The sequence below is a fragment of the Vibrio sp. 1249-1 genome (assembly GCF_033340495.1).
On the sequence record NZ_JAWOWJ010000011.1, the window covers coordinates 22,845 to 36,242 of the forward strand.

General features: G+C 44.6%; 11 protein-coding genes and 1 pseudogene. 3 read left to right on the forward strand and 9 right to left on the reverse strand.

Features of this window, described 5'->3' with window-relative positions:
- Positions 1 to 114 precede the first annotated feature (114 nt).
- The 4 genes and pseudogenes from clpX to R7Z50_RS17885 form a co-directional block, all read right to left on the reverse strand.
- Entirely contained in the window at positions 115 to 1,395 is a 1,281-nt protein-coding gene (clpX, locus tag R7Z50_RS17870; protein WP_005382345.1) for an ATP-dependent protease ATP-binding subunit ClpX, read from the reverse strand.
- A gap of 70 nt (positions 1,396 to 1,465) precedes the next feature.
- Complete coding sequence (gene clpP / locus R7Z50_RS17875; protein WP_005382347.1) at positions 1,466 to 2,092, reverse strand: ATP-dependent Clp endopeptidase proteolytic subunit ClpP; 627 nt, start codon at positions 2,090 to 2,092, stop codon at positions 1,466 to 1,468.
- Positions 2,093 to 2,197: 105 nt separating this feature from the next.
- Positions 2,198 to 3,505 (reverse strand): trigger factor, encoded by a 1,308-nt coding sequence (gene tig / locus R7Z50_RS17880; protein ID WP_206970936.1) that lies wholly within the window; start codon positions 3,503 to 3,505, stop codon positions 2,198 to 2,200.
- A gap of 274 nt (positions 3,506 to 3,779) precedes the next feature.
- Positions 3,780 to 3,992: pseudogene (locus R7Z50_RS17885) on the reverse strand (hypothetical protein).
- A gap of 40 nt (positions 3,993 to 4,032) precedes the next feature.
- Between R7Z50_RS17885 and R7Z50_RS17890 the strand changes: the two are divergent.
- From R7Z50_RS17890 to R7Z50_RS17900, 3 genes are all read left to right on the forward strand, one after another.
- Complete coding sequence (locus R7Z50_RS17890) at positions 4,033 to 5,838, forward strand: sensor histidine kinase (protein WP_154204737.1); 1,806 nt, start codon at positions 4,033 to 4,035, stop codon at positions 5,836 to 5,838.
- A gap of 4 nt (positions 5,839 to 5,842) precedes the next feature.
- Entirely contained in the window at positions 5,843 to 7,180 is a 1,338-nt protein-coding gene (locus tag R7Z50_RS17895) for a sigma-54-dependent transcriptional regulator (protein ID WP_005382254.1), read from the forward strand.
- Positions 7,181 to 7,258: 78 nt separating this feature from the next.
- Positions 7,259 to 7,441 carry a hypothetical protein gene (locus R7Z50_RS17900; protein ID WP_021034161.1) on the forward strand — a complete coding sequence of 61 codons (183 nt, stop codon included), beginning with the start codon at positions 7,259 to 7,261 and terminating at the stop codon, positions 7,439 to 7,441.
- Positions 7,442 to 7,474: 33 nt separating this feature from the next.
- Here R7Z50_RS17900 and R7Z50_RS17905 read toward each other — a convergent pair whose 3' ends face one another.
- The 5 genes from R7Z50_RS17905 to R7Z50_RS17925 form a co-directional block, all read right to left on the reverse strand.
- A complete protein-coding gene (locus R7Z50_RS17905) occupies positions 7,475 to 8,836 on the reverse strand; it encodes a TRAP transporter large permease (protein WP_005382255.1) in 1,362 nt (453 codons plus the stop codon).
- A 3-nt stretch (positions 8,837 to 8,839) separates the two neighbouring features.
- Entirely contained in the window at positions 8,840 to 9,514 is a 675-nt protein-coding gene (locus R7Z50_RS17910; RefSeq protein ID WP_005382256.1) for a TRAP transporter small permease, read from the reverse strand.
- A 70-nt stretch (positions 9,515 to 9,584) separates the two neighbouring features.
- The gene (locus R7Z50_RS17915; RefSeq protein ID WP_017634784.1) at positions 9,585 to 10,583 is read right to left on the reverse strand and encodes a TRAP transporter substrate-binding protein; all 999 of its coding nucleotides are present in this window, start codon (positions 10,581 to 10,583) and stop codon (positions 9,585 to 9,587) included.
- 212 nt (positions 10,584 to 10,795) lie between these two features.
- Positions 10,796 to 12,265 carry a protein adenylyltransferase SelO gene (locus R7Z50_RS17920; protein ID WP_182016605.1) on the reverse strand — a complete coding sequence of 490 codons (1,470 nt, stop codon included), beginning with the start codon at positions 12,263 to 12,265 and terminating at the stop codon, positions 10,796 to 10,798.
- 176 nt (positions 12,266 to 12,441) lie between these two features.
- On the reverse strand, positions 12,442 to 13,254 hold the full coding sequence (locus R7Z50_RS17925) for a sugar transporter (RefSeq protein WP_213870636.1): 813 nt from the start codon (positions 13,252 to 13,254) through the stop codon (positions 12,442 to 12,444).
- Positions 13,255 to 13,398 lie beyond the last annotated feature (144 nt).

Below are 13,398 nucleotides of genomic sequence, written 5' to 3' on the forward strand. Positions count from 1 at the left end.
CTTTCACGTTTAACGTATTACTTAAGGCAGTATATGGGGGCTAATTGTTTGGATTCAATAAGAGAAATAAAAAAAGGAGGTAATTACTTACCTCCTTTTTCATTATGGCTGAATTTACTCTGCTCCAGCTGCCTGATTGTCTGCGTTACTGTAAATAAGCAGTGGCTCTGACTCGCCATTAATGACGGACTCATCAATCACGACTTTACTAACGTCTGTTGCAGATGGTAATTCGTACATAGTTTCAAGTAGCACGCCTTCAAGAATCGAGCGTAAGCCACGAGCACCTGTTTTACGCTCCATTGCTTTTTTCGCGATAGCGCGCAGCGCATCTTCACGGAATTCAAGTTCGGCGTTTTCTAGCTCAAACAATGCTGCATATTGCTTGGTCAGTGCGTTCTTCGGTTCACATAGGATCTGAATCAACGCTTCTTCATCAAGCTCAGTCAGTGTTGTTGTTACAGGTAGACGACCAATGAATTCTGGAATGAGGCCGTACTTCACTAAGTCTTCAGGTTCAACTTGAGTAAATAGCTCACCAACTGTCTTCGATTCATTCTTCGAACGAACTTCAGCACCAAAGCCAATACCTGTACCTGTTGCAACACGCTGCTCAATCACTTTGTCTAAGCCAGCAAAAGCACCACCACAGATGAACAGAATCTTAGATGTGTCCACTTGTAGGAATTCTTGCTGAGGATGCTTACGACCACCTTGAGGTGGAACCGATGCAACCGTACCTTCGATAAGTTTTAGTAGCGCCTGCTGAACACCTTCACCAGATACGTCACGCGTAATAGATGGGTTTTCAGCTTTGCGTGAAATCTTATCAATTTCATCAATGTAAACGATGCCGCGTTCCGCTTTAGCTACATCGTAATCACATTTTTGCAGAAGCTTTTGGATGATGTTTTCAACGTCTTCACCTACGTAACCGGCTTCGGTTAGTGTCGTCGCGTCTGCCATTGTAAATGGCACATCCAAGAATCGAGCTAATGTCTCCGCAAGTAGTGTTTTACCGCTACCTGTAGGACCAATTAGAAGGATGTTACTCTTACCAAGCTCCACACCTTCGCTCGTTGTATCACCATTGCGTAAACGCTTGTAGTGGTTATATACCGCAACTGCGAGCACTTTTTTCGCGTAATCTTGCCCGATCACATAGTCATCAAGGTGTTCACGGATCTGTTTTGGCGTTGGTAACGCTTCAGATTCTTTCTTAGGGAGAACATCCTTGATTTCTTCGCGAATAATATCGTTACATAAGTCGACACACTCGTCGCAAATGTACACTGACGGACCTGCGATTAGCTTGCGAACTTCGTGCTGACTTTTGCCGCAGAAAGAACAGTACAGCAATTTACCGCTGCCACTTTCTTTGCTTTTATCTGTCATTCGCTAACCTCTTAGCCTTTACTCTTCATGAATGAGTGTATATCAATTTTTGCCAAAATGCGCTGGCAAATTACTCGCCACGGTGGCTTAACACTGCATCCACGATACCGTATTCCACAGCCTGCTCTGATGACATGAAGTTATCACGATCAGTATCGCGCTCAATGACTTCAAGAGGTTGGCCTGTATGTTCTGCTAACAACTTGTTTAGCTTCTGTTTAATCGTCAGGATTTCCTGAGCATGGATTTGGATATCAGAAGCTTGACCCTGGAAACCACCCAATGGTTGGTGGATCATTACACGTGAGTTAGGCAGTACATAACGCTTACCTGGCGCACCACCTGCAAGCAGGAAGGCACCCATTGAACATGCTTGACCCATACATACTGTGCTCACATTTGGCTTAATGAACTGCATGGTATCGTAAATAGACATACCTGCTGTTACGCTGCCGCCTGGAGAGTTGATGTATAAGAAAATATCTTTATCTGGATTTTCAGATTCTAGGAAAAGTAGCTGAGCCACGACAAGGTTTGCCATGTGGTCTTCCACTTGACCCGTTAAAAAAATCACGCGCTCTTTAAGCAGACGTGAGTAGATGTCGTAAGAGCGTTCGCCTCGGGAAGTTTGTTCAACCACCATTGGTACTAGCGCGTCCATAATTGGCGACATTGCATTTTTTTCTTGGTAGCTCATATTCTTATGTCCCTAAAATAAATGGCCCGGATGATGACTATCATACGGACCATTGTTAGCAGAATAGTTAACGTTAAGTCAACCTTCTACGCAAGATATTGCTTATTAAGCAGCAGGTTGTTGTTGGTTAAGTAGCTCGTTGAAGCCTACTTCTTTCTCAGAAACCTGTGCTTTAGCGATGATCGCGTCGATTGCTTGCTCTTCTAGAGCTACGTTGCGCATGTTGTTCATCATTTCTTCGTTTTGCTCGTAGTAAGCAATAACTTCTGATGGATCTTCGTATGCAGTAGCCATTTCTTCGATTAGAGCTTTAACTTTCTCGTCGTCCGCTTTTAGCTCTTCAGATTTGATTACTTCACCTAGTAGAAGACCAACAACTACGCGACGTTTAGCTTGTTCTTCGAACAGTTCACGTGGAAGCTGAGCAGCAGCTTCTGGGTTACCACCGAAGCGTTGTGCAGCTTGTTGACGTAGAACTTGGATTTCTTGCTCGATAAGCGCTGATGGTACGTTGATGTCGTTTTGCTCAACTAGACCGTCAATCGCTTGCTCTTTGATGCGGTTCTTAACAGCTTGCTTAAGTTCGCGTTCCATGTTCTTGCGAACTTCAGCTTTAAGTGCTTCAACACCACCTTCAACAACACCGAACTTAGCAACGAACTCGTCGTTTAGTTCTGGAAGTTCACGAGCTTCAACTTTGTTCACTTTGATTGCGAACTTAGCTGCTTTACCTTTTAGGTTTTCAGCGTGGTAATCTTCTGGGAAAGTCACGTCGATGTCGAATTCCATACCAGCAGTTTTACCTGCGATACCGTCTTCGAAACCAGGGATCATGCGACCAGCACCCATTTCTAGAGGGAAGTTCTCAGCTTTACCGCCTTCGAACTCTTGACCGTCGATAGAACCAACGAAGTCGATGCTTACGCGTTTGCCATCTTCTGCTGCTTCTTCAACTTCAACCCAAGTTGCTTGTTGCTTACGTAGAGTATCGATCATCTCTTCTACGTCTGCATCTTTAACTTCTGTTAGTGGTTTTTCAACAGTGATGCTCTCTAGGCCTTTAAGCTCAACTTCTGGGTAAACTTCAAAAGTTGCAGTGAAAACTAGGTCTGAACCTTCTTTGTTCTCTACAGGAGCGAAAGTTGGAGCGCCAGCTGGGTTGATTTTCTCTTTAACGATAGCTTCGATGAAGTGGCGTTGCATTACTTCACCAAGAACGTCTTGACGTACTGCTTTGCCGTACATCTTAGCAACCATTTTTAGAGGCACTTTACCCTTACGGAAACCATCGAAACGACGGTTTTTAGCGATGTTGCGTAGTTCAGCTGTTACAGCGTCTTCGATGTTTGCAGCTGGAACAGTAATGTTTAGACGGCGCTCTAGGCCCTCTAGCGTTTCAACAGTAACTTGCATTATATATAAACCTCTAAAGTGGCTCGGTTTTCCGAGCGTATGAGCGAAACTCAGAGGAGCTTACGCTTCATCCTTGTGTAGTGTTCTGTCCGAACACCTAATTTAAAATCGAGTATCGATACTGGTTGTCAGTACCGGACTAATCAGTGATATCTTCGATAAAATAACCAAAGGTATCTCCTATTAGCCTCAGGACAGAATTTTTAGACGCGACATTCTAGCGATCTGTCGCAACCCTGTCGAGCCAATAGCCACTATGTGGACATTGTCTGCGCTAAATTCTCGAATGCTGACCCATTTTTTCTTCAAAAATGCGATTCAGACACCGTCTAAGCATCGCCAGCATATCTAGAATGGGGACAATAGCGACTTTTTCAAGAGAATCGACCGGTTTTTTTATCGAAAAGCCTAAAAAGAGATCTTGCTCTTGTTTTACTCCACAGAGTTGAAAACTAAATCCCTAATCCTTCCTACAAACTATTAACATTTTCTTACGTGACCAAAGCGAAGTTGTAAGGAGTGTAAGGATGTCGCAAAAAAAACGGATTCTGCTGACATTTTTTGCTTTCTATTTCCTGTGCGCAATTATCGGTGGCCATTGGGTTTGGCAGACCAGTTATCAATCTCTACTTGATAAACACCAATCACAGCTGGAGCAGTTTTCTGGCCATATAAAAAATAAACTCGATAAGTACGCCCATATCCCAAATCTTCTCGCTAAAGATGATCCTCTTTATCAAGCGCTTCTGCACCCCAACAACAGTGCGCAACTGGAAATCACTAATCGGTATTTAGAATCCGTTAATGGCGTGATTGAAGCAGCGGACACCTACTTAATCGATCAATGGGGTACAACGATCGCGGCCAGCAACTGGCGTAAAGAGCGCTCCTTTATCGGTCGAAATTTTGCATTTCGGCCTTATTTCAAACAAGCCATTGTAGGTAAACGAAGCCAATACTACGCACTGGGCTCAACATCTGGTAAACGTGGCTACTACTATTCTTATCCCATCGTATACGCTGGCGGTGTACTTGGTGTCGTCGTGGTGAAGATGGACCTAAGTAAGATAGAGGACAACTGGCAGCAACCTAACAGTGTTTTTGTCGCCAGCGACCCATACGGAATTGTTTTCATGAGTAGCCGAAGTGAATGGCTACTCAAAAGCTTACAACCACTGACAAAAAAAGAGAAAAAGCAAGTTTGGGCAAGCCAACAATATCTTGATGCGCCAATTGAAACGCTTGGATTAGTGGGTAGTTTGGACGAGGTGCATTCTGAGCTTAAACAGGGTTACCCATACAATAAAGGAACCTTGGTAGTCTCTTCGCTGCCCCTACCCGAACTCAAACTGACTATTCGTGTGCTGTCTCCTAAACAGTCGATCGTTTGGTTCACCATGGGTTACATCTTTGTACTCACTCTAGCATTCATGGTTTTGTTTTTAATTGGTCAGCTTATCTATCACCGTCAACAGCGTCACTTGCAACTTGAACGAATTCAACAAGAAGCAAATCAAAAGTTGGAATATCAAGTCATGGCACGGACTGCCGAGTTGCAAGCGGAGATCGCACAGCGTATCGATACCGAACAAACTTTACGCGTTACTCAAGACGAATTGGTGCAAGCAGCGAAACTCGCGGTGTTAGGACAAATGTCGGCCAGTATCAGCCATGAACTGAATAATCCACTTGCGGCAATTCGTAGCTTTGCGGAGAACGGCAAGCTGTTTCTAAAAAAAGAAAAATATGAGCGAGTGGAAGATAATCTCACTCGCATTTCTGCTCTCACTGACCGTATGGCAAATATCAGTCAGCAACTTCGCTCTTTCGCCAAAAAAACCAGTGGTGACGAGTTGGCTCAATCTCGACTGTTCCCTGTTATTGCCTCTGTAAAAGAACTGATGAAGCCCGCATTTAAATCAGGGCGCGTCACGTTAGAAACAAATTTGCCAGAGCATGATGTTGAAGTGCAGATCAATATTATTCAACTGGAGCAAGTGTTGGTCAATTTACTGACTAATGCGATAGAAGCACTCAAAGAGCAACAAGACAAACAGGTAGAATTATCTGTAGAACACGATGAGCACACTGATTTGGTTTGGATTCATGTTGATGATAATGGCCCAGGGCTTGGCTCTTTCTCACTTTCTGATTTATGTGAACCGTTTCTAACCACTAAACTGAACGGTTTAGGTTTGGGTCTCTCTATCTCGCAACAAATCTTAGCCAGTATGAATGGAAAATTATGTGCCCATAATCGAGAACAAGGCGGCGCTCGATTCTCATTGTGTTTACCTATCACTTCTTACAACACTGAACCATCAAAAGGATAAGATCATGTGTCAGGTGTTTTTTATTGATGATGAGGCCGATCTCAGAATCGCTATAGAACAGACCTTTGAACTGGCGGATATCGACGCCAAGTTTTTTGTGGATGCAGAATCGGCTTTAATAGCGATGCAGCAAGGAGAAGAAGCTGGCGTCGTGGTCACTGATATCTGTTTGCCGGGCATTTCTGGTATGGATATGCTGACAACTTTGACTCAACGCGATGCAAACTTACCCGTCATCATGATCACTGGACACGGTGATATTTCCATGGCTGTGCAAGCCCTTCATCAAGGCGCTTACGACTTTATTGAGAAACCTTTTGCGCCAGAACATTTGGTTGAAACGGTTAAGCGGGCGATTGAGAAGCGCAAACTAACCAATGAAAATGAAAAACTGCGCCTGTCACTTAAAGCCAGTAAAACCCTTGGTCCACGAGTTATTGGTGAAACCTCTAGCATCCAAATATTACGAGAGACCATCACCCAAATCGCCGATACCGACGCCGATATTTTATTGTTTGGTGAAACCGGTACAGGGAAAGAGTTAATCGCTCGTTCTTTACATGAGCAAAGCTCTCGCCGGAACCAAAACTTTGTCGCCGTAAATTGTGGAGCGGTTCCAGAGAACTTAATTGAGAGTGAACTCTACGGCCATGAAAAAGGCGCATTCACTGGCGCCGAAAGCCGTCGTATCGGTAAATTTGAGTTTGCACAAGGCGGCACACTTTTCTTGGATGAGATCGAGTCGATGCCTATCCAAGCCCAAATTCGTTTATTGAGGGTATTACAAGAGCGCGTGATTGAGCGTGTCGGTTCCAATGAATTATTGCCTTTAGATATTCGAGTGATTGCCGCAACAAAGGTCGATTTAAAACACGCAGCTGAAGAAGGTACTTTCCGTCAGGATCTCTATTATCGGCTCAATGTCGTGACCCTGGATCTCCCGCCACTACGCGAACGAAAAGAAGACATTCCCGCCCTCTTTCACCACTTTCTGTTGGTAGCAGCTTCACGTTATGGCAAAAGCTCACCTAGCTTGTCACCCCAAGATCTAGCGCAACTGATGAGCCATGACTGGCCTGGCAATGTTCGAGAACTCAGAAATGCTGCAGAGCGTTTTGTGCTATTGGGTAAGTTAATTCAGTTGGGAGAATCGAACCCAGTCGCTAAGTCTTCCTCAAGCCTTGCAGAGCAAGTGGCGGAGTTTGAGAGAGCAGCCATTGAAGGCGCTTTATTAGAAAACAACGGTAGTATTAAACAGACAATGTGCCAATTGAATGTGCCAAGAAAAACCCTTTACGACAAGATGCAGCGCTACCAAATAAATAAAGACCTTTACAAATAAAACACGTTCAAATAGCTGGCATTATATTCAACTTGAATCATAATTTTTAACAACGGGTTTATCATGGTTGTTATAGATATGAACGAAAAAGTGAGAATACCGATTGTTACAGATACCGTGCTCGTAGACGGTTGCTATCAAGAAGAGAGAAGATTCGGTGAAGAGCGTCGTAAAAATAAAAAGAGGTGGCGACACTATGAACGTCGAATTAATTCAGACCCGCGCAAAACTTGTTACAAGTCAATAGACGAAGAGGTGTGAATTCTCACACCTCTTTCTACTTTCTGGCTTCCATTACTTGGTAATGATCTCCGGCCCCATCAAGGTAGTAGGCAACCAAGTCGATACCCATGGTACATATGTGACGATAATTAGGAATAAGAACATCACTCCAACCCAGGGTAATGCTGCCTTCACTACGTTCATCATCGACATTTTGGCAACACCAGCGGTCACAAATAAGTTAAGACCCACGGGCGGCGTTATCATTCCTATCTCCATATTCACCACCATCATTATGCCCAAATGAATTGGGTCTATGCCTAATGCAATCGCAATTGGAAACACGAGCGGCGCAACAATGATCAACAAGCCTGATGGCTCCATGAACTGACCACCAATCAACAACAAGACGTTCACCACAATCAAGAAAGTGATGGGTCCGAGACCAGCCGAGAGCATCGACTCGGTGATCATTTGCGGGATGCGTTCTTCCGTTAAAACATGCTTCAAAATTAAGGCATTAGCAATGATGAACAGCAGCATGATGGTGAGTTTGCCCGCTTCATACAGGGTGTGTTTGGTGTCTTTATGAACAAAGGTTTGGAAGATTTTAACGAGCGCAGGTTTAGTGTTTTTCTTGTCTGCAAATGGCCCCATGTCTTTGTATACAAAGTTAGCAATAAAGAATGAGTACACAGCAGCAACCGCAGCGGCTTCTGTCGGCGTAAAGATACCGCCATAGATACCACCAAGAATGATGACGACCAACAACAAGCCCCAGCTTGCATCCTTGGCGGCATCAAAAGTTTCTTTCCAACCGACAAAAGGTTGCTTTGGAAGGTTCTTGATTCTCGCGGCAATGTAAATCGCGATCATCAACATGACACCCGCCAGCAAACCGGGAATCACACCACCAAGGAACATACGTCCAACTGACACATCCGTTGCGGCTGCATACACCACCATCACAATCGAGGGTGGGATCAAAATCCCTAGCGTACCTGCGTTACAAATTACCCCAGAGGCAAACTCTTTTGAGTAACCGTTTTTGATCATACCTGCGATAACAATACTACCTATGGCAACAACCGTTGCAGGTGAGGAACCTGACAACGCGGCAAACATCATACACGCTACAACCGAAGCCATCGCCAAACCGCCGCGGAACCAGCCTACAATGGCAATGGCGAAACGAATGATCCGCTTTGCTACGCCACCCGTCGACATAAAGCTTGAAGCCAATATAAAGAATGGAATAGCCAATAGCGTGTAGTGGCCCGCGAATGCATTAAACAGCGTTTGAGCAACTGACGCTAAAGAGGCATCCGAATGCATTAAAAGGAAAAGAACACTGGAAAGGCCCAGCGAAATAGCAATTGGCACGCCAACCAGCATAAAGCCAATTACCATCAAAAATAGAAATAAGATATCCATGGCTTATTGCTCCTTGTTTTTAGCGTCTTGCGAGGCCTTTGGAGCCATTACGTCTTCAGCGTCACTCATCTCAGCTTTAAGAGATTCGAGCTCTTCCTCCGCTTCATGTCCTGCAATCAAGCGATCGAGCTTACCAGTAGCGATTTGCCACGTGACTTGAACAAATCTAAACGTTAGTAGCGCCATTCCAAGTGGCAAAGCGAAGTAAGGAATAAAACGTGGCAGCTTTTCATAACGCTCTCCCTCATTTAACCAGTCGGCCATGAACTGGAGCATTTCAGGCATCGGAATATCGTCCGTTTCATACCACGCTCGGTCAGTAGCGAACGGATACCAGTAGTTCCAAGCGCCAATTAACAGCAAAATAGAGAAGGCTAAGCAACACATTGCTGCAAAAAGCGCCAGGGCTTTTCGTTTACCTTCCGGAACGATGTTAATAATGACATCGACACCAATATGAAAGTGTTTTTTCACACCATAAGATGCGCCAACCAACACCATCCATGCGAACATGAAAACGGTGAGCTCAAGCGCCCAAAGAATATTGTCGTTAAAGACATAACGAAAGATGACATTGGCAAAGGTCAGCAAGGTCATGGCACCCAAGAAGAAAGCAATCAAAGTCTCTTCAATGGCATCAGTGATTCGTCCAGCCTTGGCAAAAAAAGTCTGTTCCATAATTACATCACGTCGTCTGTAGGGGGAAAGAGCCCCCTCAGTTTGAGAGGGCTAAATGTGCTAGGTGTTATTATTTTTGGTTAGACGCCAAAGCGGCTTCGATTAGGTCAGAACCAATGTCTTTTTCGAACTTCTTCCATACTGGTTGAAGTGCAGTGACCCACTCTTGGCGCTGTTCTGGCGTTAGAGTACGAACCACACCACCGGCTTCGATGATATTGTTCTTATTCGCAAGGTTTACTTTGGTTGACTCAGCATTACGCTGCGCAGTTACCTCTTGAATAATGGTATTTAACTGCTCGCGCTGATCATCTGGTAGGTTTTTCCAGAAGTCGTTTGACGTCACAACTAAGTAATCCAGAATTCCGTGGTTCGTTTCCGTAATGCCATCTTGAACTTCGAAGAATTTTTTGCCGTAAATGTTTGACCAAGTATTTTCTTGACCATCAATAACCTTAGTTTGCAAGCCGCCGTAAACTTCTTTGAACGACATTTTTTGTGGGTTAGCACCTAGCTGCTCAAACTGAGCAACGAGTACATCAGACGCTTGAACACGGAACTTAAGTCCTTCAGCATCAGTTGGAGAAATGAGCGGCTTGTTGGCTGACATTTGCTTCATGCCGTTATGCCAAAACGCAATGCCTTGTAGGCCACGACGTTTCATTGAGTTTTTCAGCTTTTCACCCGCTTCCGAGTTTTGGAAACGGTCAACCGCGTCGACATCATCGAACAAGAAAGGGAGATCGAAAAGGCGGTACTTCTTGGTGAATTTCTCAAACTTAGAAAGAGAAGGAGCAGCGAGTTGAACATCACCATTCAGTAGCGCTTCCAACACTTTGTCATCATCATAAAGAGTTGAGTTAGGAAACACCTGCATACAGACTTTACCGTTCATCTCTTCGTTGACGCGCTTTTCAAGTAACGAAGCCGCGATGCCTTTAGGGTGTTTGTCCGCATTCGTTACATGGCTAAACTTAATGACCGTTTCACCCGGGTCACAATTTGCGGCAGCATTAAAACTGGTAACAGCAAGTGCAGAGACAGATAGTAGAGTTAGAGGCTTAAACATTATTATTCTCCTTGTTAAATCACATCCCATCCCGTCCATGAGTAACTAGGTGTTAGGCGATGGGTACGGATGTTCAACAAAGAGCAATTAATGGACCATGTTAAAATTTATATGTATTTCAATAAATTAACATAGCCCATTAACATAAATCCGAAGTGTAACGAGTGAATTCCACCCAAGAAAAAGATACAAATGGGTGGGAAATGACCCATTTATGAAGAACAGCTTATCTCCATTTTCTTCCCCCATTCCGGCGGCAATTTCGCGTAATCATCAAACTCGGGTTGCTCATCAAATGGGCGTTTTAACAGTTCGGCCAATCGGTGTAATTCGCTAAAGTCCCCTTCTTCCGCTTTATCAATCGCCAACTGAGCCAAGTAGTTACGCAAGATGTATTTGGGATTGGCTTGACGCATCTGTTTGCAACGCTGTTCGGTTGAAATCAGGCCCCCTAGTTCATCAACCTCTAGTTCACACCGAGCTAAATACAGCTCAAGCCAAGCTCGCGCTGCTTCTCGGTCGAGAAATAAATCGATTACGGCTTGGGAAGGCGCATTATCAAGGTTTGAAAGTGTTCTGAAGAAGCGAGTGTAGTCCGTTTTGTTCTGGTGAAGAAGCTCAAACATAGCTTCAAACAAACGCCCGTCTTCCGCTATCTTAGTTTTTAAGCCCAACTTCTCACGCATGAGGCGGCTGAACTGCTGGCTTAAATGAACTTCAAATTGACTCAACGACGATTCTAAATCTTCTCGTTCAACGAGTGGCGATAGCGCATGCGCCAGTGCTGACAGGTTCCAAAGCGCAATTCTAGGCTGTTGATCAAATGCGTAACGACCCTGGTAGTCTGAATGATTACAAATGTATCCCGGCTCATAATCATCAAGAAAGCCAAACGGACCATAATCAAAAGTTTGCCCAAGAATTGACATGTTATCGGTATTCATCACACCATGCGCAAAACCAAAAGCTTGCCAATATGCGATCATCTCGGCTGTTTTAGTCACGATGGCGTCAAACATCGCGGCATATGGTTTCTCCGCCGATGCACAATCAGCAAAGTGCCACTCAATCACCTTATCCGCCAACAGCTTCTGCTCTGCTAACTGGTTGGTGTAAAAGAAATGCTCAAAGTGACCGAATCGAACATGGGTTTCAGCCATTCGAAGTAACAAAGCGCCCGATTCCGTTTTTTCTCGATAAACAGGTGTATCACTGACCATCATACCGAGAGCACGTGTCGTGGGAACCCCAAGGCCCGCCATGGCTTCACTGCACAGGTACTCACGGATAGTTGAGCGTAATACCGCTCGCCCATCTCCCATTCGCGAGTAAGGCGTTAGCCCTGCACCTTTGAGGTGAAGATCAAACCAAGTACCATCCTGATGCTCAATTTCTGCCAACAGTAATCCACGTCCATCGCCCAAATCTGGGTTGTAAACGCCAAACTGATGGCCTGCATATTTCATCGCAAGAGGACGAAATTGTTCGAATTCACTTAGCCCAGAAAAAACCGCCAATAACTCATCGTTTTGCTCTTCTGGTAAACCAAACTGCTGTGCAAACTCACCATTCCAAGCGACCCAGCGAGTGTTGTCCAAGGGTTGTGGCTCGACCAACGTATAGAACGCTGACGGTAATTGACTAAAGCGATGGGTGAAATTGACCCGTTGCCAAATGGACATGTAGGGTTCCTTAATAAAAAGAAGTACTGTTGTGAGTATACGTGTGAATGTCCCTGTCATTCAGCCATGAAATGGGCATGGGTATTTTGCGTGAATAACGCGAAGGCGGCAGGAAGGTATCAACCTGCCGCAGACCGTCTCCTAAACAGAGGTAGCATGTAAAAACGATCAAAGGGTTAAGCGGAAAATTCTTCACCCGTTTTTGGTGGCTGTGATGGCGTATCAAAACGAGCGCGTTCGATATCCACTACCGTTTTATAGCTCAACGATAACAATGCCAGCTGGTACGCGCCAAAAATACCATAGGCCACACCGACGAGGCTCAACATAAAGAGATTCGTAAAGTGGCTAAAGATCAGCTGACTGAGCAAGCCCGCACCCAATGGAATTAGTCCCATCAAAATGAATACTTGTTTGTTGTATGCTCTGCTCTGGTTCCACGAACGACGCAAACTGCGCGGTTGATGATCCATTGCAGTCGCTGGCAACACAAATGACCATCGCGCCATTACCCAATAGCCAGGAACGCTTGCAATCGTTGTGATAATAGCCATAGCAACAAAGTCGGCTTCACCACTTTCTGCAATGTAGATAAACGACAACACAAAGATCGGGATACCAATAACGAGCATCATCATCAGTCCAAACAGTATCCACCAGCCTATGAAACGGAATTCTCGAGCTGACAAACGAAATACATCCAACGCAGAGTGCATGTAATCGCCGGCTAAATAAATTCGATGCACACGCACAGCCGCCATAGCGGCAACAAGTGGGTACAAAATAATTGTGACGAAATAAAATCCTGCGACATTGCCTTCTTGAACGTTCGCTTGATCTTGCCCCGTCATTTCAGGATACATAAAAGCAAAAACTGAGTGCACGATAATCAACGGAATACAAGCAATAACAATTGCGAGTAGATTCCTTCTGACCATCACTGCCGCTTCTCGGCATATTTCCGAAACAGAAAAGCCCTCGGTAGACATATAACATCCTTAGTTCATAAAAATCGGCCCCTAGGGTAACCGCAGAGTAGAAAAATCACTTTAAAAATAATGAGAAACACATCTCATAAGACAATGAAAACGAAACCAAAATAAATCAGATAAAAAATAAGCCACTCAATGTGA